Origin of the sequence: Gloeothece verrucosa PCC 7822, assembly GCF_000147335.1 — a bacterium.
GTDB lineage: Bacteria > Cyanobacteriota > Cyanobacteriia > Cyanobacteriales > Microcystaceae > Gloeothece > Gloeothece verrucosa.
Genome location: NC_014501.1, coordinates 1,667,754 through 1,692,952, shown reverse-complemented (window position 1 = coordinate 1,692,952; position 25,199 = coordinate 1,667,754). Strand labels below are relative to the sequence as shown.

The window sequence follows — 25,199 nt, the reverse complement described above, 5'->3', positions numbered from 1 at the left end:
GCACGATTGTAAAATAATTGTTAACTGTTAACTGTTAACTATTTTCCCCTCACCTCTTGAAAAAGCAATTTAAACTCTGCCTGACGTTTTTTATGATCCACAATAGGCTCAGGATAACCACATTGATAACGTTCCAAACTGGGAATTTTACCGCTTATTAAAAACTCTGTATCCACCGAACGCAATTCTGGCAACCACTGACGAATATATTCTCCTTCTGGATCAAACTTTTGCGCCTGACTCGCAGGATTAAAAATTCGCAATGGTTTAGGGTCCATCCCACTAGAAGCGCTCCATTGCCAACCCCCATTATTAGCAGATAAGTCCCCATCATATAACTTTTGCATAAAATATTTTTCTCCCCACTGCCAATTAATAATTAAATCCTTGGTTAAAAAACTCGCCACAATCATGCGGCAACGGTTGTGCATCCAAGCGGTTTCATTTAATTGCCGCATAGCAGCATCTACTATCGGATAACCCGTTTTTCCCTCACACCAAGCTTGAAAATAATCCTCATTATTTTGCCAAGGAAATGAGCGAAAATCTTTTCGATAAGACCCCTCTGCTAACTCAGGAAAAAAGTACATACAATGTTGATAAAATTCCCGCCAAGCTAATTCCTGTTGCCAAGTTTCAATACTCTTTCTTGCTTCATCACTTCGGCTATTTTCATACACTTCCAGAGTAGCTTTCCAAACAGTACGAATCCCGATCGCACCAAATTTTAAAGCCGCACTCAGTCGAGATGTTCCATCTACAGCCGGAAAATTTCTTTGTTCTTGATACTCATTAATCGCACTCGAACAAAATTCCTCTAATCTTTTTTTTGCTGCCGTTTCACCGGGGTCTAATAATAGAGGATTTTCCCAGGCATAACCGAGTTTTTTTGCCGTTGGTAAATCAATAACTCCTGCATTTATAGTTAAGGTTAGTTCCTCTTCGGTTAACCCTTTAAGACCTTCTAACTTTTGCAAAGGAGATTGTTTTTTTAGCTTACTCCAGTTTCTCCAAAAAGGCGTAAAAACTTTATAATAATCCTTCGACTGAGTTACAAGTTGTCCGGGAGCATGAAGTAATTGATCCCAAAAGTTTTCTCTAGCAATTCCCTTTTCTTGTAAAACATTAATAACCTGTTCATCTCTATTTTTTGCATAGGGTTCTACATCTAAATTCCAAAAAACTGCACTAGCTTTAAGGGTTGCGGCTAATCGAGGAATAGCTTGACTCGGTTCACCTCGGAGGATTAATAACTGGCTGCCGGCTTGTTGATACTGTTGCTGTAATTCCTGTAAGCAACCGATTAAATAAGTGACTCTTGCTGGTGCTACATCATCTTTATTTAAAATATTCGGGTCTAAGCAAAAAATTCCCACTATTTTAGGACTTTTTTGTCGAGCCGCACTCAGTCCTATATTGTCGCTAATGCGTAAATCTCGACGATGCCAAAACAGAATTAAATCAGACATTTAATCACCAACTAAATTAAGTCTATTATACCTCAAGGAAATAAGCGAGATATTGGCACTTCTATTTCAGGAAAACTAACAAGAGAAACCACAATATCTCCTGATAAAATCCTTTCTTGTTGGTATTTATTGTCTTGAGGTTGACAGAACTGATAAACCTGTTGCTGATTAATATCTAATATCCAATATTCAGGAATATTAGCCCCTGCATAGGTTAAAGCTTTCTTGCGATCAACTCTGACGGTTGTATCAGCTACCTCTACCAACAAACGTTAATGTCATAATTTAATTATTCAGATAATAATAAACGAGCCATAAAAAAGCTAGTAATGGTTTTCGCATCAATGGGTTCTCCTGCCATGATGGCGGCCTCAAACTCTTTAAAAGACATTAACACTACTTCAATATCTTCATCATCATCTTGTTGGGGGGGTTGTTCTAACTTTTCTAAATCTTGCGCCAAGAAAGCATAAATAAACTCATCAGAATAACCCGGTGCTAGAGGAAATTTGCCTAGAGTTTGCCACCTGTTAGCGCGATATCCGGTTTCTTCTTCCAACTCTCGTTTAATGGTTTCGGCGGGGTCTTCGTTTGGTTCTATTGTACCAGCCGGAAACTCTAACAATCTTCCTTTGAGGGCAAAACGATACTGACGCACTAATACTAATTTACCTTCTGGAGTGATCGGAACCGCTAATGCGCCACCGGGGTGACGGATGACTTCCCAATATCCTTCAACGCCCATCGGTAAGCGAAGTTTACTGACTTCAAAATTAAACTTGCGACCACGATAAAAAAGGCGATTTTCAATCAATTCTGGGGGTTCTTGTCCAAGTGACATAAATACTTATTAATGATGAATCAGTTCAATCCCTGAACGATCGACGGCGGCAAGTAAATCTGTGATTGCTTTACCGCTTAGAGGATCGATCCAATCAGGAGCAATCTCTGCTAATGGTATCAAAACAAAGGCTCTTTCCTTCATTCTGGGATGAGGGATTTGTAAGCTCGGAGTATTGATAATCAGATCGTCATACCACAATAGATCTAAATCTAGAGTTCTTGGCCCCCATTTTTCCCGACGCACCCGACCAAACTGTTGTTCAATGTCTAAAAGCCTATTGATTAAATCGTCAGGAGTCAATTCTAGATTAATAATGACGCATCCGTTTAAATAATCAGGTTGTGGAGGGCCTACCGCAGCCGTTTTATACCAACTTGAACGAGATACTATTTGAATTTTGGGAATTTGTGTCAGTTTTAGGAGAGCGTTTTCTAGTATGGAGAGGGACTCACCCAAATTACTTCCCAGAGCGATCGCAGCTTGAGTCATTGTTTTGTTATGGTTTCCGGTATAATCACGATGGTCTTGGCCACCTGCGATCTACTATAATCAAAAAATTATCGCCCCCTCAAGGGGCGAGCAACAAATCTGGAGACGGATTCGAGTTGCAGCGGCTCACTGAACCCGAATTAATTATTAGCATAGCAAATTATGCAAAGATTTTGTAAAGATCCAACGAAAAATTTTTGGCGCTACTTAATAATTAAAGAGTTAAATTCTGCACTGATGAGACTTTAGTGCAATTTAAAGACTTTATAAAGTTGAGCTAAAGCCTCAACTGATGAAAACTGGAGTACAGACTAGAATGAGCTACTCCCGTCACTGGCCAGGGAGCAACTAAAGATTAAAACACAATTAAGCGGCAGTTAATTCCAAAACAGGTAATTCAAAAGTGCTAGAATTGATTTCGCTGGCTGATTGCTCAAGGGGTTGAGAAGATACAACACTGAGTTTTCCTGTTTCATCAAGATTTAATACAATCGGACCACTGTTCACAGAGCTTTGAGAAAGGGATAAGTCTTCTGAGTTAATCGATTGGGGTCCGGACTGTGGAGAGTTAGACACAAGCAAATTACCACTAGAGGCATTAAGGTTACCAATAAGTGGTGAATCGATGCCATAAATTGATGATAAAATATCAACCACATACTGAGCTAGAGCTTGATGCCCCTTAGTGGTTGGATGGGCACTATCCCAGAATAAATAATTGTCCGAGTCACTATTAATAACCAGGTTTTGGGGATTGTAGGCAAATTGACGATCATAGATATTAGTATTCGTGGCGGCATCAGTTACATTACAAAAGCCGAAATCGGCTGGATTATCTGAGATATTACTAAATAATGAATAAACGTCCACAGACAGAAAATGCCGGTCCGGAAAAGCCAAACTGAAATTATAAATTTGATCATTGAGTGCCTGATTATGCGCTAAAGTTAGGTTTTCTAAAGCGGCTGCCCCATTAGCGCCAAAGCTGTGACCTAAAGGAGTTTGGCTCAAATCAGGTAAATTAAATACCAGAATATTCTGAGCATCGAATTGATTAACTAGAGTTGAGAGAGTGTTTGATATATTTCCCACTGTCTGTTGTACCTGCCCGGCAGGAGTCAGTAGCGTAGGATCAGTAGGATTTAGGCTGACCTTTTCGAGATAAGCTAAATAGTCGTTGGCCCCAACCCATAAAGAATACAAGGCATTAGCATTAGGATTAATTACTTGAGCCGCGAATAAACCGGTGAGTTGATCTACTTGTTGTTGTAAACCGGGTAGGGGCGGATATCCGTCTCGTGAACCTATATTGTCACATCCGGAAGTAGCACCCCCCTCAGCAAAGTTAATGCTAGGCAAATTGTTAGCCAGAGTAGGATTAAAAGAGGTAATCGGAGTAACCTCTAAACCTAGCTCATTGGCCACATAATCTAGCCAATTACTTCCGTTACAAAACCGCCCTGGCGCAAAAAAAGGAGTATTTGGTAGTAATCCTTGAGTTATATTAATTATGTTTCCATTATCGCTAAGACTATCACCAAGACTAATAATTTGATTAATGTTTACATCAAGCATAATGTGGCTTTTTCCTGTTAGTTGTCAACTGTTGAAGGGAATTGAGAGCTTGCCAAAATTTTTTTAGCAAAAAAATCAACTTTAATTAGTCAAGCTTTAGCTTTTCAAAACTCTGGCTCTTTATCAGTAATTAGGCACTTATTAAAGATAACTGCTTGGCAAGGGAACTAGAAATCGTTTCAGGGATAAAACCTTTGTTAACGAGTAAAAACTATGGATGTCCAGTTATTTAACAAGTCATTTAAACTTGGCAGCACAATTTATAGGTTAGGTACTTAGGTTTTTATTGTTCCATCTGGAGATTCAATGCCCTGTGACATATATCACCATTTAGTAGTGATTTAAATCACTGGATACGGAACGAGTTAACTTTTAATTCTATTAGAATTCATTAATTAATATAGCTGAACAAAAACTCATTGTCAATAGCTTTGCTTGATCGTTTAGCAAACCTTATTTTCATCAATTTCTATATAGTATTAATAGCATTGAATTCTTTATTCTCAGTGATCTGATGGCTAGTCATAAAAATGTTGCTCAAGTTTCTTTACATAAATTTCATAATAACGATCATCTAGCTTTATATAAATTTAATAATAACGATAACCAAATAAAGTAAAATGAAAACTATAGCGTAAACTATAGTGCAAAGCCACTTTTAAAATAAAAATATTGAATAGACGATTAGACAAGCGGTCAGAGTTCCTAATTTTAGGTTAGGGCAAGACAGAAGGCAGAAAGCAAAAGCTAAAAGACAATATAAAATTTAAATGCGTCTCAACTTACAGTGCCATTAAACAATAAGTCAGTAGCTAGACAACAAGAAATTAGGGGCGGGGTTACCCCATCCCTACTAGCTCTTTATAAATGTTTTACCAATAGTGGCTAAATTGGTCTATAGTAATCGTTGGTAGTAATAACACCAATTGCGGATTCATCTTGATTAATACATTCTGGCTTTTGGACGTAGTTACAAACCCTAGCATATAGTCTAGCTCTCGTTCCTGGCTGCCCCACTGAAAAAATCACTTTATCACCGTTTTCTATTTTTACACCACACACTGGACAAACTTGAATGTTGGGATTGGACATAGGTAGTTTTTTGAATGATAACGATTTGGTACAAGATAGTCGGTTTAGACTAGAAAAAAAGTCACAATTGTTACAAGTTATTAAGCATTTACTAAGATTTTCCTCATGGTTCGCGTTCCCACCCTTAAATATCATAAAGGAACTTTAATATTACATCCTCCTCCAAAAGGAAAAGAATGGTTAGATTTTGCCACTTGGGATGATCGAGTAGAAAAGTTTCGCATTCCTGGGATTTACTATCGTCCGTTAGTAGAAACTTTACAAGCCGCCAAGATAGAATTTATTGACGATGCGAAAGAATTTATATCTTTAGACTTATCTCCCAGTGTAGAGATGGAACCCTATCCGCATCAACAGGAAGCATTATTAGCTTGGAAAAAAGCCGGCCGAAAAGGGGTAGTGGTTCTTCCCACAGCATCCGGAAAAACCTATTTAGCCCAACTGGCTATGCAAGCCACACCGCGTACTACTCTAATTATCGTTCCTACTCTAGATTTACTGCATCAATGGTACGCTCAAATGGAAGCGGCTTTTCCAGACCTAGAAGTGGGATTATTAGGAGGAGGCTCTAAAGACCGTAGTCCGATTTTAATCGCTACTTATAATAGTGCCGCTATTCATTCAGAAACATTGGGCAATCGTTATGCTTTGATCATTTTTGATGAATGTCATCATTTACCCACAGACTTTTTTCGTCGCATTGCCGAAGATGCCATAGCGCCTTATCGTTTAGGACTAACAGCAACCCCAGAAAGAACCGACGGTACTCATCGAGAATTAGATACCCTCATCGGCCCGGTGATTTATCGGAAAACCCCTCAAGATTTATCCGGACAAGCCTTAGCCGATCATAAAGTTGTACAAATTAAAGTAAAATTATCTCCCAAAGAACGAGAGACTTATGAAAAAGCTATTAAAACTCGCAATAATTTTCTTAAAGAGTCCAATATTTCTCTCTCAAGTTTAGAAGGTTGGCAATTATTTGTACAAGCAAGTGCCCGTTCAGTAGCCGGAAGACGAGCCATGTTAGCGCACCGAGAAGCTAAAGAAATTGCCTCGGGAACTGATGGCAAATTACGAGTTTTAGCGGAGTTAATTGCTCAACATTATCCGGAATCTCTATTAATTTTTACCAATGATAATGCTACCGTTTACCGTATTTCTCAGGAATTTCTCATTCCTGCCATTACCCATCAAACTCCGGTTAAAGAACGGCATGAAATTTTAAACCTGTTTCGAGAAGGCCAATATAAAACCTTAGTAACCTCTCATGTTCTTAATGAAGGAGTAGATGTTCCTGACGCTAGAGTAGCCATTATTTTATCGGGAACCGGTTCAGCAAGAGAATATGTACAACGACTAGGACGAGTATTACGCAAAGGAAAACAACCTGATAAATTAGCGATTTTGTATGAAGTGGTGGCCGAGGATACCAGTGAAGAACGAACATCACAACGGAGACGAGGGGGAGAAGACAAACCCGAACCGAAAGAGGAACCCAAACATCAACAATTAGAATTAATTTCCTTTTCTGAGGTCAACAAACCTAAGAAAATTCCTCGTGCGGCTGAGTCTTCAGTCCCTTGGAAAACCGACGATGATTCTATCACTTAGAAGCACAATTTAATGTAGACGGGACTTGAGAAATCGAGCCACTCCCATAATCCCTAAACCGATTAGCATTACTTGAGTTCTCGGCTCAGGAACAGCTTGAGGAACTTCTATAGAGAAATCAAGTCTAGCTTGACCTTTAACCGGTTCATTAGGAGGGCCTAATCGATCTTGCTGAATAAATTCAATTCTTCCAGTAGCATTTTTAAAGATCCCTTCACCCCCAACAATCGTAATGATACCACCGCCGCTAACTGTGCCTTGAACATAATCAAAAATAGCTTGATCATTGGCAAAACCAAACAGTTTATTCTTAGTATCACCCCCAAAATAAACATCTGAATATTCTGGCGTAGGCAAATTAAGATTTAAGTCAGCCGGATTCGACCTAAAAATAGATACTTGGCGCTTAGCATTTCCCGTTTCTGGGTCTATCTGTGGCGGTAAAGGCAAGCCATAAGTTTTGCTAGTAAAATTAGTCAATCCATATAGCGGCTCTAAAGCAACACTACTACCTGTAACACTTACATCTAAAATTTGCGGTGAACTTAGCACTGGCGGTAAATTTTCTGGTAAAGCTTCCCGAAATTGAGTAGGTAAATTGTCTACTAAAGATGAAATTTCTACAGAAGCCGGCTGTAAATCCTCATCCAGCAAAGGAAATTTGAATTCTGTATTATAAAGAATGCTAAATTTTACAAGACTAGCCGCCTGTGAAGCTGTACAGGTTCCATTCAATAAAAGCACAGCTATAGGAATAATCCCAAAAATAGATGCTCTAAATTTCATTTACAAAATACTTATTGCTAATTAACTCAAACTGTTTTACCCTATTAAAATAAAACCTTTAAACAGCTAAATCAATCAATTATTTTTAGGCAGAAGCGGCTAGAAATTCAAAAAGAAGTGAATTGACTTTATTCAAACAATTAATGTACTAACCGATCACTTCTTTAACGCTCTTTAGCCACAGAAAACCCCCTCGGATAAGAACGCATCCTCGCCAAACGAACCTCAAAACTGACTCTTTTAACACTCTCTCCACTTCTAACTTCTAGAGTCCATTGTCCAGGATGAACCGGCCAGAAAAAACTTGAAGCGGTTCCTACCCCTAATTTTTGCCCATTTAAACGCCATTCTATAGCTTTATCGAAACTGCCGCCCACTTTAAAAGCTAAACGTTGATTTTCCCCGTTGCTCAAGAATATATCACCCTGACGAGGAAAAAGAATGCGTAAAGACGCAGACTCATAAGTGCTATTATCTTGCTGTTTTGCCAACCACTCATCATATTCAGGGGGTAAATTGAGACGGTATGCAGGTGAATTTCCCCCTCTGACAAGCTGATAAAACCTATCCGGATGAGTCTCATAATCCGCCAGATCGGCTGGTAAAAAGTATTCTTGTACTATAAAGGGACAAGCCGCACCGGGTTTTAATCCCGATAAAGCGCATACAGGACGTTTTACCATTCCTCGGGGTGATGGGAAAGGCGCAGGCGGATGATTTTCATGCAAATGAAGCATAATCCGATTCCAGAGGGGAGCGGCTCCCATAACGCCTGATACTTGTCGCATCGGTTCCCCATTAAAATTCCCTACCCATGTGGCGACTGTATAGTCAGTGGTAAACCCTACCGTCCAAGTATCGCGAAAATGGGAAGAGGTTCCGGTTTTTACGGCTGCCGGAAAGGGTAAATTGAGGACAGAATCTACCCCAAAAGCCTTTGCACGGGCATAGCGATCACTTAATATATCGGTAATGAGGGACCATGTAGGAGAAGAGGGAAAAGCCGACGAAGCACTGACTTTTGTACAGACATTGCAGGCCACCTCTTTTCTGAGTTGTCCTTGTTGTGCCAAAATTCGATAAGCATGGGCGAGTTCTAGAAGACTCACTTCCCCACTCCCGAGGGTCAATCCTAAACCATAATATTCGGGAGACTGGTTAAGATGAGTAAAACCGAGTTGATGCAAGCGTTCTAAAAAAACCGATACTCCCACTTTTTCTAAAACCCGCACTGCCGGAACGTTGAGAGAATTGGCCAAAGCAATACGAACCCGAGCCGGACCGTAGAAGGTTTCGCTATAATCACTAGGGCTGTAGAGTTTGGCTCCCGGAATAGCATAATGAGTGGGAACATCGGCTAAGACGGTATTCGGGCGAATGAGCCGCTTTTCTAAGGCTAATTGATAGAGAAAAGGTTTTAAGGTCGATCCCGGTTGACGTAATGCCTGTACGCCATCATTGCGCCCAAATTGCGCTGAATTAAAGTAATCCAGCGAACCCACATAAGCTAAAATTTCTCCGCTATGATTATCAATGACGATGGCGGCGGCTTGCTGAACGTTATGAGGGGCGAGGGTGCGAACCACTTCCCTTACTTGGGTTTCTACAAACTGCTGTAAAGGGCGATCTAGGGTGGTTTGAATTTGGGGAGGATGTTGTTTAGGTAATTGACTGGCTACCCAAAACAGGAAATGAGGAGCCGCTATAATTCCCTGTTGGCGAGGTTGTAAGCTGATGGCTTCATCTAGGGCGCGATCTCGTTGCGCGTCGGTAATATAACCCTCTTGCACCATACGATTGAGGACGTAGCGCTGTCGACGTTTGAGGGGTTGCCAGTTTTCGTAAGGGTTCAGTCTAGAGGGATCGTTGGGAATAGCCGCTAGGAGACTGGCTTGGGCGAGGGTTAATTCGGCTGCGGGAATGCCAAAATACACCCGAGAAGCGGCTTCTACACCATAAATATTGCTCCCCATCGGTAAACGGTTGATATAGGCGGCTAATATTTCATCTTTGTTCATTCCTGCACTGATGCGCCAAGAAAGCCAGATTTCTGCGCCTTTTGCTGTCAAAGTACGGGGAGCGGGTTCTAACATACGGGCGAGTTGCATGGTAATCGTCGAGGCACCACTGACAACCCGTTTTGCTTTAATGGCTTGTACGATAGCACGGGCGGTTGCTTTTAAGTCTAAGGCCCCATGATGATAGAAGTCCCCATCTTCGGTGGCTAAAATCGCTTGAATAAAGGTAGGAGAAACCGCTTTTAGACTCACAGCTACGGTATGGTCTTGGTCCCGCGTGAGGAGTGTGCCGAGGGGTAAACCGTTGCGGTCGCTAAATTGGGCGGCTTGGTCTTCTTGTTGGATATCTTGAGGGTGAATGGGGGCAAAATAGGGCAGTAAGCGACCGATAAAAAGGGATAAGAGGATGATTAAACCTAGCCGCGTTTTGTTGCTGCGTCGTTGCCAGAGGTGTTGATAAATAAACTCATACCCAATCTTTTTCATAGGATGCTTTAATTCTGGGTAGTTAACTTACAGATTAACAAATTTCTTCTCTAATTAAGTCAATAATCTCTAAAATCGAAAGAGAAACACCCGGATGAACCTTTAGGATAGATGTCCTTTGCCGGCATGGACAGATTTAAGATAAGATAAAAACACTAGGGAGGTAAAACTGATGCTAATAACCGAACCCTCGCCCATTCGCTGGACAACTGCCGATCTAGAATTATTTCCCGATGATGATAAACGTTATGAAATCATTGATGGAGAGTTATTTGTGACAAGAGCGCCTCACCTAAGACATCAACAAGTTTGTGTGAGAATTGCGACTCAGTTAGAAATTTGGTCAAATCAAACTGATTTAGGAATAACGGCTTTTGCACCGGGAATTATTTTTTCTGAGGATGATAATGTTATTCCTGATCTCATTTGGGCAAGCCGTGAACGTCTAGCAGAAATTATGGACGAAGCAGGACATTTAATCGGTGCGCCAGAATTGATTGTAGAAGTTTTATCCCCAGGAGAAAAGCAAGAAAAACGAGATAGACAGTTGAAATTAAAGCTTTATTCAGTTCAGGGGGTTCAAGAATATTGGATTGTTGATCGTCACCTACAAAAAATAGAAATTTATCGTCGGGAAAAGGCTATCTTAAAATTAGTCGCAACCTTGTTTAAAACCGATATTTTAACCAGTCCTCTATTACCCCAGTTTAGTTGTTCTGTTGAAGGGTTATTTAAAGAGTAAGCTTATCAAGAAAATTAGATGATGTTTTTTCCTAAAAAACGAAAATAAACTGTGTAGATTTTCTTATTTTTATGGTTATTTTTTTTAATTTCAAACAGATTTGAGCTTTCTATAATTTCAAGAAATTTATTAAATCCGTATTTTTCAGGCTTTATTTCAGGGTATTTTTTTCTAATCTCTTGACAACAAGCCGACAAAGATACCCATCCATCTTGATCGGCTATTTCTTTGGAAACATCTCGTACTGCTTCAATTATTTTAGTTTTTTGCCATGATTTTTGTTTTTCTTGCTGTAGATTAGATTTATCTATTTTATGTGTTTCAAAATTTTCTAGTAGTAAATTGTCAAGATATTTATCAAAATTTTGGTTCATCTCATGATAACTTATTTTTAATAAACCATTATCTTTTTTTAAAGAGTCATCCAAAAGCGAGTAAAGGTAATCTATCTTTTTTTGAATCTTTTCAAAGTCTTCCTCTTCTATAACTTTAACATTTTGATAAAGCATGATATAGACAGAGTATAAAATAGGAGCGAAAAGCTCATTAATACATTCTATAGTTTCTCTATACTGTTCTAAAAATTTTATTCCTGTATCTATACCTTCCTCTGTATAAAGATGAAAGCCAGGGACTTTGAAAATATGATGCACAACCTGATTTCTTTCCTCAATAAATTTATCAATCATAAATTGGGCATCTTCATTTAAAGTCATTCCCCAGTTTTTAAATTTATTAAAAATAAACCCTAGAGTTTTTTTTTCTAAACTTTTTTCTCTGGCAAAAAAATCTTCTTTAGGAATAGGAAAAATAAATTCATCAGGAGTGCGAGGGGTAAATCTACTTAAATGTTTTAGAATAATTTCAATTTGTTGACCTTCATATATACTAATTCCCAGTAATAAGAAGTATTTTTTCTGCTTCTTTAAAAGCTTATTTTCTTCTTCTTTCCGCTCTTGAAAGCTTATTTCTGCTGGTGGTTTTATAGATAAAGTTACTCGTTGTTTGAGGTCTTCTAAAAGGAGGCTTTGTTCTGTAATCGGAAGTTGATCAATTAAAGTTTTAATTTCTTCAAGGGTAGGGTTAGAAGTCATAATAATTTAAAGTTATTGAGTTGATTTAATCTCTAATCTTGAGGAAGTACAGCGCCCAAATTCTTCGGGAGCATATTGTAAGGAAACGGTTGCACCAGGCCAGTCAAAGCTACCAGGAGTAACAGAACGAACGAGATAATGTAAAGTATAAACGCCGGCTTCTAAATGATCGCTATAAGCCGCTATTTTATCCCGATAAATTTGCTGATAATTAATAGCCCAACTACTCTGTTGAGATTGGTAGTAACTCGAAGCGGTTTGAAAACTCGTATCAATGGCTTCTAATCCTGCGGGAAGAGGGTCTATAATTAATAGATGATCTATCGGATGATCGCTAATAATTTCTAAACCAATATCAAAGACTTCTCCTGGAGAAAGGGTTAAAGCTTTTTCGGATGGATAGAGTCCTTGTTTATCTAATAGTTTCGGTTGATTAGCCGCAAAAATTAGGCGGTTGACTCGCAGTCCATTAAATCGTCCATTTTGTTCTCCTTGTGGACGATAGTGCAAGGCAGTTAAATAATGAAGAGTTCCGTTGCCCGAGTTTTTCAACATTAAATTATGCTGCCCTCTGGGCAAAGATTGCATGGGAATTTTTAACGCATAATTCGCATTACGATTCTGTTTAAATTGAACATTTGCTAAAACTTTATTATCCAGTAAAATAGTGGTTTTAAAATTAGATAAGGGGGGTTGTTGTTGGCTATATTCAACTAAAGCGGCTAAAGCTTGGGCGGTATCATAACTATTAACCCAAGTTCCTTGACGCTGCATAGCAACTAATCCCTGCCAGAGACGATCTATAATTTCAGGTTGGGCATTTTGCGCCATAAATAAGCGTAAGGTTTGCGCTTGGGCGGTGGTATTCGAATTAAACCAATCCCAATTTTGGGGCAAGTTAACGGTTGCTGTCCGTCCCGTTTCATAAATAAATTCTTCTCTTTCGCGGCTTAAGCTTTGGGCTTCGGTTTTCCAGTCAGTAAATTGAGAGAGATAACGGGCTAATTTAATTTGTCCTACCCGGTCTAATTCTTGGCGTTGTTCATACAAAGACTGTAAAAAATCGCTTCGTTTTTCTCCTAATTGGGCTAAGGCGATTAAAGCTTCTAATCGAATTTGATTTTTACAAGCGATGGTATCACAAAATTTTTCTTGACTCGGATTAGCTAATCTTTGTTGTAAATAAGTTTTCAGAGGTTTAATCAGTTGAGGATTGACAAAAAATCCGGCTTTTTTTGCTTGGTAAAGACTTTCGGCCGCATAAGCCGTTAATAATGGATTAGCGGTTTTTTCTCGGGGAATGGTGGCAAATCCTCCATCAGCGAGTTGTAATTTTTGTAGGTTTTCTAAAGCTTTATTAGCGGCATCAGTTAGATTGAGTTCAGTAAATTTTTGCTTATAGGTTTGATTGAGAAGTTCTAAGTTGGCGGCAATGCTTAATTGACTGGCAGAGGTTTCTAAAAAGGGAAATTGATCTTGATCAAATACTTGTTCTGCTGAAACGGTAATCGACGGAACTAATGTACCCGATAGAGAGATGTCTAATCCCCCAACATCAGAGACAACATTCTGATCAATATTGATGGGAATTCTGATTTCATTTTTCGTTGTTCCAGAGGTAATCACTTGTTCAGTAATATCCAGTTTTTCAACTTCCAAAGGAACAGAAAAAGCATCTCTTTGTTGACCATTTAATTGAGTTAAAAATTGCACATTGCCGGTTCCCGTTTTTACCGCTTCCATCGGGAAACGATAAGCTTGTGTTCCTTCCGTTGCATCGGTGCGTAAATGGGAGTTATTGGTTAATTTGAGAAATTGATTTACATACCCTTCAATCGTTAAGTTACCGCCTTTTCCTGTGGTATTGGTGACAGCAACTCCGCCCGAAAAGCGATCACCATTACGCGCAAATGGCGGTAAAACGGGGTTAGTCGCGAGGGGTTTAGTGGTGATAAAAGTCGCTTCACCATTCCCAAAATGAAAGTTTCCATCAGTTGCAACCGCCATCACTCGCCAAGTGGTTAAATCATCAGGTAAATAAAAGCTAACTTTGGCTTTTCCGTTTCTATCGGTTAACACAGAACCATTGTAATAAGCTAGAGGACGAAAATTTGTGCGTATTTCTGTACTACCGAGGGCGGCTGATAATCCTCCTCCATATCCCCATCCTTTTTCTAAGGGGGAAGCGGGCGATTTTAACACTACTTGAGGACGATTATCGGATAAACGAGTGGTAATGTCTTGATCAGCATAAACCGTTTTTACTAAGTCGGGAGGACGATAACCGGTTAATTGTAAAATGGCTTCATTGACTACCATTAATGTCAATTGTCCTTGTAGGGGAGTTCCCTGATCATTTTTCAATTCTAGGTCTAGGGTTTGTTGTTTTCCGGGCTGTTGTTGGGTCGTTTGAGGAGTCAGTTTTACCTGTAAATATTTATCATCTAAGTTAGTATTAAAAGGCGCAAAGCCAATGCGGATTAAATTAGACACTTGACCGGATTCGACTTCAGATAAGGGTTTTCCCTGCCGCACTAAAACCGCTTCGACTGCCGCATTAGGGAGCATTTCTGGCGTGATTTTAAATTGAATTTTTGGGGCACTACTCTTGATTTTTTCTAAGGTACTATAGAGGATATTATGACGCACAACGGCAAAGTATAATTCCCCTTCTGGATAGGGAGATTGAATTAAAGCAGTGGCGATGTCTCCCACCTGATAATTTTGTTTATCTAGTTCAATTTCTAAGCGATTATTCTCATATCTATCACCCCAGTCGACGGCCGTTTCTCCCGTTACCCAAATTTGTGTGTCTGTAGCGGTTACCTCGTCTTTTTGGTTAGCAAAGTTAGCTTGAAGGCGATAGGAACCGGACTCTGAAGGGGTAAAAGAAATAGTTTGAGGTTCGTTTGCTGAAACGATTTCTTGTTGAGTGATAGTTTTGTATTCTACCTGATTTTGATCAGTGCTACTTCCTTCTTGTAATTGAGTGATACTGCTGTATTTCATCGCTTGCAGTTCTACCCGGATTTTTTCCCCTGAAATCGGTTCGCCTTGAGGATTTGTGACAATCAGTTTTATCGGGAAAGCTTGATTAGCATTGGCAACAAAATCATTCTGTAAACCGATTAATTTTTCATCGGGTAAAGCGGTGAAGGTTTTTACATTAGAAACCGATATATTAGACACATCAGTCACTTGTGCTTCCACCCGATAAGTCATCGGATAGGGTAAGTCTTTTGCGATAGGAATTTGTTGACTATTTTTCCCTGAATTATCTAAGCTTTGTGAAGATTGCAAAACATCATTAGGAACTTGCGGCGGTTCTTCTGGCCAAAACCACTGACGGCCAAAGGTGAATTTTTCCCAACCTTTCGGAATAAAATTGGTTTGCTGTCTCGTGACAAAGTAGTTTAATTTTCCGCTTTCTACAGGAGAACCAAAGAAATAATGACTATCAGTATTAGCGGTGACCACTTGATCGATACTGGCAAATTCTTTATCTAAATTGAGGTCAACTCCAAAAGTAGGCGGCTTAAATTCGGCTAGGCGAAATTCTCCATTAATTTCTACTCCTGCTTTGCTTTTTGCCACTAGAGAATAATAACCTAGCGGCAGATTTTTATCGATGGTAAATTCTAGAGAAAATGTCCCAAAGTTATTAGTCTTTTGAGTCCCTAAATTTGTTTTTTTGCCATCGGGATTAGTTAGAGTAATTTGATAGGCTGTATTTTTATCTTGCTGAAGACTGCCATTTTTTAAATAATAAGCTGTGCCGCTAAAATAGGCTGTTTCTCCGGGTTGATATAACTGCCGATCAGAAAAAATAACTCCCCTAGAAATGGGTTTCCCCTCATCCCATCCCGCATTAATTCCATATTCATAAGACCCACTGTATTCATCGGTGCGAGTATATGCCCAATCTTCTCCTTCTCGGGCAATGACTAAGAGTTTTGTTGCTCCGTTTTGGCTTATACATTGTTGCCAATTTTCTCCTTCAATAATGGCGATTCCGTTTAAATCTGTTTGAGAAGTGGCACAGGGTTTAGTTCCTATTTTCGTTTTTTGCTCTAACTTAGACTGATAAATTTCTATCTGGGCATTTTCTACCGCCGAACCATCAGAAAGATGATTGACTCGAATTAATCCTGATTCAGGAAACCACTGAGCAAATACGCCTAAATTCGTTAACTGAACTAACCCATAAAATTCGGGTTCTCGCCACAAGGTTTGATTATTTTCTTGATAGGTATAAGTTTTTGCTTTTACCCCATAAGCTAACATTCCAGTTAACCCACCGAGTTTTTCTTTTAAGGGGACAGGATTATCATAAGTTTGGTTTTTGGTTCCTCTGACGGGAAAGGTTGACCACTGTTGAGAACTGGGCAATAAATCCGTATCTGAACCACTGGGATAAGCGGATTCTGTATAGATTAAATCAGTTGGGTTAACCACTTGAAAAGCCGCTTGATAGTTAGACTCCGGTAAATTAACGGTAGAGATATCTAGTTGTAGATTATTGCCTGACGGAAAAATATTTAATCCACTGGGAACCCATATATCCCCTTCTACATCCCCAGTATTAAAAGTTAGGGTGACGGGTTTTTCTAAAGTTTGCCCAAATTTGTCTTTTAGGTCTTTGTTGATGGTAATACTATAATTCGTTTGTGGTTCTAATGCCCAAGGATTGAGGTTAATGATATTATCATCATCATAAGCTTCAAAGAGTTTTATTTTTTGTTTGGAGGCTGGAGAAAGGGTAATACTATTAAGGGCTGATTGGGCAACTAATCCATTATTAAACTTTAATTGAGGACTGCCTTTAACAAATCTTCCAGAAGTTCCCCCGGCATCGGGTTGGCCGTAATAATCCAGGCTTTTTAAGGCTAGGGGTGAATAGGTAAATACTTGAGAGGAGTAATTGAGAGAACTCGCTAAATTGCCATGCAGAGGACGCAACCCTGGCGAAAATTCTAAACGATAACGGGTGGCTTTTTTTAGGGTGGTGTTAGGGGTAATGGTATAAATCCAGTTACGCCCTGAAGGCTCAAATTTTTCCTCGGGATTATTGTTGGTGTTATCGTCGGGTTTTAAGGCGGCTTTTAGGTTAATGCCTTGCTGTTTTCCTTCTGGGATAAGCTGTGAATGTTCGCTAATCGAAGCTAGGTCTAGTTCTACGTTGGAGGTGAATTCTAAGATGGGTTTAATATCAATGGGTTGGGGGTCTTCTGAATTGGGAGGGTTGCCCGGTAAATTTGTGATTTGAATCGCTTCTGTCTGAAATGTCCAGGCAATATCTTGGTCGAGTTGATGGTTTTTTAAGTCTTTTAAGCCGCTTTTTAGGGTGACTTTTACTCGCGTGGCTTTGGGAATGGCTTCGTCTGCTTGAAACCCTACCATTCTCGGGGTTAAAAAGCGAAATTGACCGGCTAATGGGGGTATGATTTCAAATTTATTCAGTAAAGATTGTTGTTGTGTACTGTCGAGACTTTCGACGGGAATTAAGGGTTCTTTGAAGCGAATAAGAATTTGAGATAAAGGTTGTGCGTCGCCAGTGGGGCTAATTTGTTCTATCCACTGCGGGAGTTGAGGCAGGGGAAGGGATTCGACGACTGGGAGGGGTTCAACGCCCGATCCTATTTGTACTAGATTACAGCCGCCTAGACTCAGGATGAGGAGTAATATCCAGCAAAATTGATAAATTTTTTTCACGTTTCACTCCCCTTTCAATCACTCCATTTCCTGTAATATCTTATAGGACCAGGTTTTCAGGGGATTTCGCTATAATTCTTAATAACATAAAAGAATTTTGTCCGCCTTGTAAATTAGTTCTACGTTGCTTGAAAGAACAGCTATCGGCCAAAACTTGACCGGGTGGGGTAAATAAAAGGAGAGGTCATATTTTCTCAAAGCGCCACTCTCAATTTACAATAAAACACATGAAGAACCTGATCACCCTACCCGAAATCCCCCCTTTCGCTTGGAAACGTCCCATCGGCAAAGCATGGGACAACCCCTACACCGTTCGCTACAACAGTAACTTAGACGATGGCCCTTGGCATGGAGTGCCCCTTGGTGGGTTTGGTGCCGGCTGTATCGGACGTTCCCCAAAAGGAGATTTTAACCTCTGGCATCTCGACGGCGGCGAACACATCTTTCGCACTCTTGCCGCTTGTCAATTTAGCATCTTTGAACAACCTGAAGGCGGAGAGGCCCAAGCTTATGCCCTTTCCACTGAACCCCCAGAAGACGGAACCCTTTCGCGTTGGTCTTGGTATCCTACTGAAAAAGGAACCTATCACGCCCTCTATCCCCGCAGTTGGTATGAATACGAGGGAGTCTTTCAAACAAAAATTATCTGTGAGCAATATTCCCCCATTTGGGCAGGAAACTATCAAGAAACTAGCTATCCGGTAGCTATCTTTGCATGGACTATTCATAACCCTACCGATCGCCCCATCACCCTCAGCATCATGATGTCGTGGCAAAATACAGTAGGCTGGTTTAGCAATGCTATCAAAACCCCCGAAGTTAAAGTCAGAGATGATGGAAGTCCCGTCTATGAATATCAACCCCGATGGGGCGATAGTACCGGCAACTATAATCAGTGGATAGTCGATAATTTTCGAGTGGGTTGTTTACTCAACCGCATTCAACCCCACCCACAAGTCCAAGAAGGCGAAGGACAACTGTGCATCGCCAGCATCCTTAACCCCAGTGTAGAAGTTTTTTATAATACCCGTTGGAACCCAATGGGGGATGGATCAGAAATTTGGGATTATTTTGCTATGAATGGGATGCTAGGAGATTATGAAAATGAATCTGCTGCCGCACCCGGTGAACAAATTGCCGCCGCCATGGCCATTCGTTTTACTATCCCCCCGGGTAAAACTCGCCTCATTCCTTTTATCCTCGCTTGGGACTTACCCATTACCGAATTTTCCCAAGGAATTAATTATTATCGCCGCTATACCGACTTTTTCGGACGCAACGGGCAAAATGTCTGGTCAGTGGTGCGGACAGCCCTAAAAAACGTTGATATCTGGCGGGATCGGATTATAGACTGGCAGTCTCCTATTCTCAAGGACCAAGACTTACCTGACTGGTTCAAAATGGCTTTATTTAATGAATTATATTTACTCGCCGATGGGGGGACATTATGGACAGCCGCTACAGAAGATGACCCGGTAGGACAGTTTGCTGTTCTTGAATGTATAGATTATCGTTGGTATGAAAGCCTCGATGTGCGTTTATATGGATCATTTGCGTTAGGGATGTTATGGCCCCGCTTAGATAAAGCAGTAATGGAAGCGTTTGCTAGGGCAATTCCTCAAGCCGATGATACCCCGAGAATTATCGGTTATAACGGGGCAAAAGCGATTCGTAAAGCTAAAGGGGCAACTCCCCATGATTTAGGGGCCCCCAATGAACATCCTTGGGAAAAAACCAATTACACCAGTTATCAAGATTGCAATCTTTGGAAAGATTTAGGGTCGGATTTTGTTTTACTGCTGTATCGGTCTTTTTTGTGGACCGGAGGCAATAATCAAGATTATTTATGGGAACATTGGCATTCGGTTACTGAAACTTTAGCTTATCTCAAAGCATTTGACCTAGATGGGGACGGGATACCCGAAAATTCCGGGGCACCCGATCAAACTTTTGATGATTGGCAATTACGGGGAATTAGTGCTTATTGTGGCGCGTTGTGGATAGCCGCCTTAGAAGCTGCCATAAAAATGGGTGAAATCTTGCTGCAACGTCCCCCCATGAACCCCCAATTACAACCGCAAAATGCGGCAGAATCGATCGAGGAAGCCATCACGACTTACCGTCATTGGTTACAACAGGCGAGGTCTTTATATCATGATACTCTCTGGAATGGGGAATATTACCGCCTCGATAGTGAGAGTGGTTCGGATGTGGTGATGAGTGATCAACTTTGTGGTCAATTTTACGCCCGTTTGTTAGGGTTGCCGGATGTGGTGGAACCTCAATACACCACCTCTGCTTTAAGAAAGATTTATGAAGCCTGTTTTTTAAAGTTTCATGGGGGAAAATATGGGGCGGCTAATGGCGTTAAACCCGATGGAACGCCAGAAAATCCTGATGCTACTCATCCCCTAGAAGTATGGACGGGAATTAATTTTGGCTTAGCGGCTTTTATGATACAAATGGGGATGAAAGAAGAAGCATTTAAGATTACTGAAGCGGTTGTTAAACAGGTGTATGAAAATGGCTTACAATTTCGGACTCCAGAAGCGATAACGGCAGTGGGAACTTTTCGGGCTAGTCATTATCTTAGGGCAATGGCTATTTGGGCAGTTTATGGAATTTTAAAAGGATTTAAAAGCTAAGATACACCTTTATCTGTGTTCATCTATCATTAATTATTTTCTCTTGCTGATGGGAATTTTTCCCCTGAGTCCTAGAGACGGTAGACTTCTTGCACAAGTAAGTCAAAAGTCACTCATTTAAAAGTCAGAAAAATTTAGGCTTTCTTTACTGTAGTGATTTGATTTTGGATTTATGCAAGAGGTCTGCTGTAGGCAACGTCTCTAGTGGGAATATTATGCGCTTGTCAAAAGGAGGGAAGGAAATTTATTAGTAAGTTCTAATGGTTTTTTTAGACTATATAATCATATTAATCCTTTTTTTAACCCATAAGAGTGCGCGACAAAACCCATCGCCACTTATGGCAAAGGATTACTAATCTCATAGAAGCCTTCCCCCATAACTTCTACCACATCTCCGGATTGTAGAAGAGGATAAATACATCTCATGCGTCTATTCCAAACCCGTAAAGCAGTAGCAAAATCAGGGCAGACTATCCGATAGGTGACATTTTTGACGATGGTACATTTGCATCCTGTCGGCAGGATGAGAGACATTAAATATAAAGTTGGACTTTGAGCAATTTGGAACACGGCAACTCAAAAAAAACTGTATTTCTATACACATTTTACAGTAAAAGAGCCTCTTTTGAGAATTGAACATTTAACAAAAATGTGGGCAGAAGTCCCCACCGGTAAACTATCTCGCTAAATACACGGGTGGCGGGAAAATCGAGCAAAATGATGATTAATTTTTGTTACAAACCCCTAACTTTTCCTTTTCACTCCGACGAGTCACAAAGTAATCTCCCAACCACTGACAACCTTGTTTTAGCAAAGTTTCTAGACGGGCAGATTCTTCTTGAACTTGCCACTGCCGCAACATTCCATCCCGAGACACCGTTGTCACGATTTTGCTGTTCGGGCTAAAGTTAACACCATAAATTGTGTCTTGATGTCCTTTAAATTCTGCCCGCAAATTTCCCTTAATATCCCATAACCGAGTGGTACCATCACTAGAACCTGTAGCAATATATTTTTCATCGGGACTAAAGGCAATACGATAAACTGGAAATAAATCTCCTTGCAAAGCGGCTATTTGTTGTCCCTCTTGATTCCATAAAAGGGCAGTACCATCCTTAGAAGCCGTAGCAATATATTTCCCATCAGGGCTAAAAATCGCCCCATAAACCGCTTCTTGATGTTCCTTCAACTCGGCTTGTAAATTTCCTTGTAAATCCCATAATTTAGCCAATCCATCCGCAGAAGCCGTTAAGATATTTTGCCCATCAGGACTAAAATTCAGACTATTAATCATATCTTTATGGGCAGAAAAATTAGACAAGAGTTGAGGGGGATTACCGGTTAGGTTCCACACTTTAACTTTACCCTCTTGATTCCCCGTTGCTAATAGTTTTCCGTCAGGACTAAAAGCCAGACTGTAAATATTATTAGAATCTCCTAGCCATTCTCTAGAGGGTTTGCCGGTCAGGTCCCAAATTTTAATCATTCCGCCTCGGGAAACAGCCGCAATCTGTTGACCATCAGGGCTAAAGCGAAGATCATATATCCACTCTAAACCTGAATCAAACTGATGTTTTAAATTTCCTTGAAGGTCAGTTAAATAAATTTCTCCATCTTTATAAGCTTTAGCTAGTAATGAGCCATTGAAATTAAAACTAACGTTAGTAATTCCTCTTTGGGCATTACTAATTAAGGTCAAATTTTTCTCATTAATTTGCCATAACTTGACTGTTCCATCTCCAGAAGCCGTTGCTAATTCTTTTCCATCAGAACTCCAATATATATCATAAATTGATTCTTGATGACCTCTAAGGGTTAAGAGTTCTTTTCCTTTTAAATTCCATAATTTAGCCGTTCCATCACTCGAAGCCGTAGCAATCCATTGACCATTAGGACTAAAACGAACTCGATTAACAAAATCTTGATGTCCTTTAATAGTAACAATTAAATTGCCTTGTAGATCAGAGACTTTAACCACACCATCACTAGAAGCAACGGCGATTAATTTACCATCATGGCTAAAATCAACACTGTAAAAAGCGACATCATCCTGCTTTAAGTTACCTAAAAAATTTCCTTTTGTATCCCAGAGTTTTACCGTTCCGTCTCGTGATGCCGTAGCAATTCGTTTACTGTCAGGACTAAAACTCAGATCATCTACCGATTTTTTATGACCTCGCAAAATGGCAATTTTATCTCCTTTTTTATCCCATAAAATTGCCGTAGAATCTCTAGAAGTAGTAGCAATTAATTTACCATCAGGGCTAAAAGTGACGTTATAAACTGAGCCTTTATGTCCTCGTAGAGTCGCGATTAATTTTCCTTCTTTTGTCCATAATTTCGCGGTTTTATCTCGGGAAGCCGTAGCAATATATTGGCCATCAGGACTAAAACTAACTCCATAAATAGTTCCTTCGTGTCCTCTGAGGGTAGCTAGTTGTTTTCCTTGTGGATTCCAAATTTTGACGGTTCCATCCCTAGAGGCACTAGCAATCAGCTTTTTATCCGGACTAATACTGACACTATAGACGGTATCTTGATGCCCTTTTAAACTATTTTTTTCAGTAATTTGTTCTAAAATTTGTTCTAAGGTCACTAAGGGGCTAGTGGCGGGATAATTTTCTAATAGGCGGCCATCTTTGACGGTATTTTTTAATTCTTGTCCGGTTTGCATTGCCGACAGTAAAGCTTCAATTTCATCAAATTCAAATTGTCGCCAAGCCGTATCTCCACTGCGTTGTAATTGGGTTCCTATTTGCGCTTCCCGTTGTTTATCTGAGGCAGATTTCGCTTGGATGATCGCTATTACGGCTCCCATTAGAGAAAGCATTAAAATCGCTAATCCAATCCGAATTCGTCGGGTCGCTTTCCCGTTAGCTGTAGTCAGAATTTCATTGGCTTTTTTTTGGGTTTCTAAATTGAGTTCGGCTTCTCGTTTGTCGAGTTTTTGACTAGCGGTTAAAAATTGATAATCCAGGTTAGTTAAACTCTTACCCATCGCCCAAGCTAGGGCATCTTTTAACGTTTGTCCTCGTAAAAGACGAGAGTCATCGGTAAACCGTGAGGCTTCCCAACCCGCTATCGCTTCTGAGTAGGGACGGAGTTTTTCTAATTGTTTATTGACCCATTCTTGATTAAAAACGGCTTGATAAATTGGGTTATAAACTTGTAAGCGTCCTTCTCGTTTAACCACTAACCCTGAAAGTCTTAATTCTGCTTGTTCAGGGCTATCATCAGCCTCAATAAATCCTTGTTTTAAAATATTTTGATAGATTCCTAAAAGTCTGCCGGCCCGTTGTTCATTTCGCAGCAGACGGTCTTTAATCGTTTTTAAATGCACAGGTTCATCGACTGATTCCCAATTTTCTATCACTTGAGAATCCACTACAGTTTTAACCGCTAGTTGTTCTTCTCCTTGGGGAATTAAAGATACAGAATTCAGGAGCAGTTGACAGAGTTTTTGAGTCAGAAAAGGTTGTCCACCTGTCCAATATAAGATTTCTTTTAAAACCGATGAGGGACATTCAGCCGCTTCAGTCAATCCGGCTTCTAAAGGTTGGACTTCATCGAGAGTAAAACCGGTTAATTCTACGGCTTGACCAATATTAAAAGAAGTTTGCGTTTTTTCTCGAATTAAATCTGAAGGGGTAGCCACACCAAAGAGAGCAAAAGTAATGCGATTGTAGGCTGAATTTTCGGCGCGTTGGTTATAACAAAAGCGGATGAGCGAGAAAAAGTCATCTAGCGAAAACGGAAGACTCAAAATTTTATCAATTTCATCGATAAAAATAAAAATTTTTTTCCCAGGACATTTAACTAATAAAACATCTTCTATAAACTGAGCGAATTTTTGTACCGGCGATAATTCTTCTCTTTCCCGTAGCCAAGCTTTTAAATTAATTTTTCCGACTAAATTAAAGCCTAAAAATAACTGGGTAATTACACCGCTATACCACTGATCTCGACTAATATCGCTGCCGAGACTGGTAATATCTACCGAGGCGCAACTCATGCCGGCTGCCTGCAATTGATGCATGATTCGCACCCGCAGACTCGATTTTCCCATCTGACGACAGTTGAACACATAACAAAAGTTTCCGGCCTCTAGGGCGGCTAAAAGTTCTTTGTCTGCTTGTCTTTCTACATAGGTAGGATGATTGTAGGCTAGACTTCCACCGACTCGATAGTGATAGTCAACGCTTGCGATTGTGTTCATCAGGTTCGCCGCTATATTTGTATCTTCTAGGATAGACTTATGCTTGGGCGAATGGTAGTCTCTGTCTGTGCATCTAAATTTTTCAGTCAGTAGCTCGCTAAAATTGACATCTCCTTTGGTTAAAACACAAAGGATTCTAAGCTGAAATTGCGGTCGAATAAAATTGCTTTCGCTTGTGATCGAGATCACTGCTTTTTTTAGTTAACCTTCATATCATGAGGGTAACAATAGATTTTACTTGGTTCCCATCAAACAAATAGCCCCGCTAAAATGGCAGGGCTAAGAAATCGAGGAAAAATGCTGACAGCTATACCCTCTTATGATCTATAGCTGTCTTTCTTATTCTTAGATCATCCATATCAAAAAGTCAATAAATTAAAAACTTTATAATCGGCTCAGTACCTTGACATAAATCAA

At 40.0% G+C, this 25,199-nt stretch carries 15 protein-coding genes; 3 read left to right on the top strand and 12 right to left on the bottom strand.

Features of this window, described 5'->3' with window-relative positions; all coding sequences use genetic code 11:
* Positions 1–38: 38 nt before the first annotated feature.
* The 6 genes from CYAN7822_RS07535 to nblD form a co-directional block, all read right to left on the bottom strand.
* Positions 39–1,469: an FAD-binding domain-containing protein gene (locus CYAN7822_RS07535; protein ID WP_013321644.1), complete on the bottom strand. Its 1,431-nt coding sequence runs from the start codon at positions 1,467–1,469 to the stop codon at positions 39–41.
* A gap of 32 nt (positions 1,470–1,501) precedes the next feature.
* Entirely contained in the window at positions 1,502–1,735 is a 234-nt protein-coding gene (locus tag CYAN7822_RS07530) for a Uma2 family endonuclease (protein WP_049802510.1), read from the bottom strand.
* A gap of 23 nt (positions 1,736–1,758) precedes the next feature.
* Positions 1,759–2,310: an NUDIX hydrolase gene (locus tag CYAN7822_RS07525; protein WP_013321643.1), complete on the bottom strand. Its 552-nt coding sequence runs from the start codon at positions 2,308–2,310 to the stop codon at positions 1,759–1,761.
* Positions 2,311–2,319: 9 nt separating this feature from the next.
* Positions 2,320–2,802, bottom strand: a complete 483-nt coding sequence (folK, locus tag CYAN7822_RS07520) for a 2-amino-4-hydroxy-6-hydroxymethyldihydropteridine diphosphokinase (RefSeq protein WP_013321642.1) — start codon at positions 2,800–2,802, stop codon at positions 2,320–2,322.
* A gap of 366 nt (positions 2,803–3,168) precedes the next feature.
* Positions 3,169–4,377 carry an SGNH/GDSL hydrolase family protein gene (locus CYAN7822_RS07515; protein ID WP_013321641.1) on the bottom strand — a complete coding sequence of 403 codons (1,209 nt, stop codon included), beginning with the start codon at positions 4,375–4,377 and terminating at the stop codon, positions 3,169–3,171.
* Between the two features lie 885 nt (positions 4,378–5,262).
* Complete coding sequence (gene nblD / locus CYAN7822_RS35580) at positions 5,263–5,469, bottom strand: NblD family protein (protein WP_013321639.1); 207 nt, start codon at positions 5,467–5,469, stop codon at positions 5,263–5,265.
* Between the two features lie 105 nt (positions 5,470–5,574).
* On the opposite strand from nblD, the gene CYAN7822_RS07510 reads away from it, so the two are divergent.
* A complete protein-coding gene (locus CYAN7822_RS07510) occupies positions 5,575–7,083 on the top strand; it encodes a DEAD/DEAH box helicase (RefSeq protein ID WP_013321638.1) in 1,509 nt (502 codons plus the stop codon).
* A gap of 9 nt (positions 7,084–7,092) precedes the next feature.
* On the opposite strand, the gene CYAN7822_RS07505 is transcribed toward CYAN7822_RS07510, so the two are convergent.
* Together CYAN7822_RS07505 and pbpC are read right to left on the bottom strand one after the other, a co-directional pair.
* A complete protein-coding gene (locus CYAN7822_RS07505) occupies positions 7,093–7,869 on the bottom strand; it encodes a PEP-CTERM sorting domain-containing protein (RefSeq protein WP_013321637.1) in 777 nt (258 codons plus the stop codon).
* Between the two features lie 164 nt (positions 7,870–8,033).
* Positions 8,034–10,373: a penicillin-binding protein 1C gene (gene pbpC, locus CYAN7822_RS07500; protein WP_013321636.1), complete on the bottom strand. Its 2,340-nt coding sequence runs from the start codon at positions 10,371–10,373 to the stop codon at positions 8,034–8,036.
* A gap of 172 nt (positions 10,374–10,545) precedes the next feature.
* Between pbpC and CYAN7822_RS07495 the strand changes: the two genes are divergently transcribed.
* Positions 10,546–11,115, top strand: coding sequence for a Uma2 family endonuclease (locus CYAN7822_RS07495; RefSeq protein WP_013321635.1), 570 nt, complete (start codon positions 10,546–10,548; stop codon positions 11,113–11,115).
* 14 nt (positions 11,116–11,129) lie between these two features.
* Here the strand turns inward: CYAN7822_RS07495 and CYAN7822_RS07490 are convergent, their stop codons facing one another.
* Positions 11,130–12,209 (bottom strand): OST-HTH/LOTUS domain-containing protein, encoded by a 1,080-nt coding sequence (locus tag CYAN7822_RS07490; protein ID WP_013321634.1) that lies wholly within the window; start codon positions 12,207–12,209, stop codon positions 11,130–11,132.
* Positions 12,210–12,221: 12 nt separating this feature from the next.
* The gene (locus tag CYAN7822_RS07485) at positions 12,222–17,921 is read right to left on the bottom strand and encodes an alpha-2-macroglobulin family protein (RefSeq protein ID WP_013321633.1); all 5,700 of its coding nucleotides are present in this window, start codon (positions 17,919–17,921) and stop codon (positions 12,222–12,224) included.
* A gap of 227 nt (positions 17,922–18,148) precedes the next feature.
* Between CYAN7822_RS07485 and CYAN7822_RS07480 the strand changes: the two genes are divergently transcribed.
* A complete protein-coding gene (locus tag CYAN7822_RS07480; protein ID WP_013321632.1) occupies positions 18,149–20,566 on the top strand; it encodes a GH116 family glycosyl hydrolase in 2,418 nt (805 codons plus the stop codon).
* A 336-nt stretch (positions 20,567–20,902) separates the two neighbouring features.
* Here the strand turns inward: CYAN7822_RS07480 and CYAN7822_RS35575 are convergent, their stop codons facing one another.
* On the bottom strand, positions 20,903–21,136 hold the full coding sequence (locus CYAN7822_RS35575; RefSeq protein ID WP_013321631.1) for a hypothetical protein: 234 nt from the start codon (positions 21,134–21,136) through the stop codon (positions 20,903–20,905).
* A gap of 154 nt (positions 21,137–21,290) precedes the next feature.
* Positions 21,291–24,782 carry a WD40 domain-containing protein gene (locus tag CYAN7822_RS07475; RefSeq protein WP_013321630.1) on the bottom strand — a complete coding sequence of 1,164 codons (3,492 nt, stop codon included), beginning with the start codon at positions 24,780–24,782 and terminating at the stop codon, positions 21,291–21,293.
* Between the last annotated feature and the right edge of the window lie 417 nt (positions 24,783–25,199).

What these genes read in the sequence shown, in the direction of transcription:
- CYAN7822_RS07535 (WP_013321644.1), bottom strand. Translation starts at nt 1,469, where the DNA reads ATGTCTGATTTAATTCTGTTTTGGCATCGTCGAGATTTACGCATTAGC.
- CYAN7822_RS07525 (WP_013321643.1), bottom strand. Translation starts at nt 2,310, where the DNA reads ATGTCACTTGGACAAGAACCCCCAGAATTGATTGAAAATCGCCTTTTT.
- folK (WP_013321642.1), bottom strand. Translation starts at nt 2,802, where the DNA reads ATGACTCAAGCTGCGATCGCTCTGGGAAGTAATTTGGGTGAGTCCCTC.
- CYAN7822_RS07515 (WP_013321641.1), bottom strand. Translation starts at nt 4,377, where the DNA reads ATGCTTGATGTAAACATTAATCAAATTATTAGTCTTGGTGATAGTCTT.
- nblD (WP_013321639.1), bottom strand. Translation starts at nt 5,469, where the DNA reads ATGTCCAATCCCAACATTCAAGTTTGTCCAGTGTGTGGTGTAAAAATA.
- CYAN7822_RS07510 (WP_013321638.1), top strand. Translation starts at nt 5,575, where the DNA reads ATGGTTCGCGTTCCCACCCTTAAATATCATAAAGGAACTTTAATATTA.
- CYAN7822_RS07505 (WP_013321637.1), bottom strand. Translation starts at nt 7,869, where the DNA reads ATGAAATTTAGAGCATCTATTTTTGGGATTATTCCTATAGCTGTGCTT.
- pbpC (WP_013321636.1), bottom strand. Translation starts at nt 10,373, where the DNA reads ATGAAAAAGATTGGGTATGAGTTTATTTATCAACACCTCTGGCAACGA.
- CYAN7822_RS07495 (WP_013321635.1), top strand. Translation starts at nt 10,546, where the DNA reads ATGCTAATAACCGAACCCTCGCCCATTCGCTGGACAACTGCCGATCTA.
- CYAN7822_RS07490 (WP_013321634.1), bottom strand. Translation starts at nt 12,209, where the DNA reads ATGACTTCTAACCCTACCCTTGAAGAAATTAAAACTTTAATTGATCAA.
- CYAN7822_RS07480 (WP_013321632.1), top strand. Translation starts at nt 18,149, where the DNA reads ATGAAGAACCTGATCACCCTACCCGAAATCCCCCCTTTCGCTTGGAAA.
- CYAN7822_RS07475 (WP_013321630.1), bottom strand. Translation starts at nt 24,782, where the DNA reads ATGAACACAATCGCAAGCGTTGACTATCACTATCGAGTCGGTGGAAGT.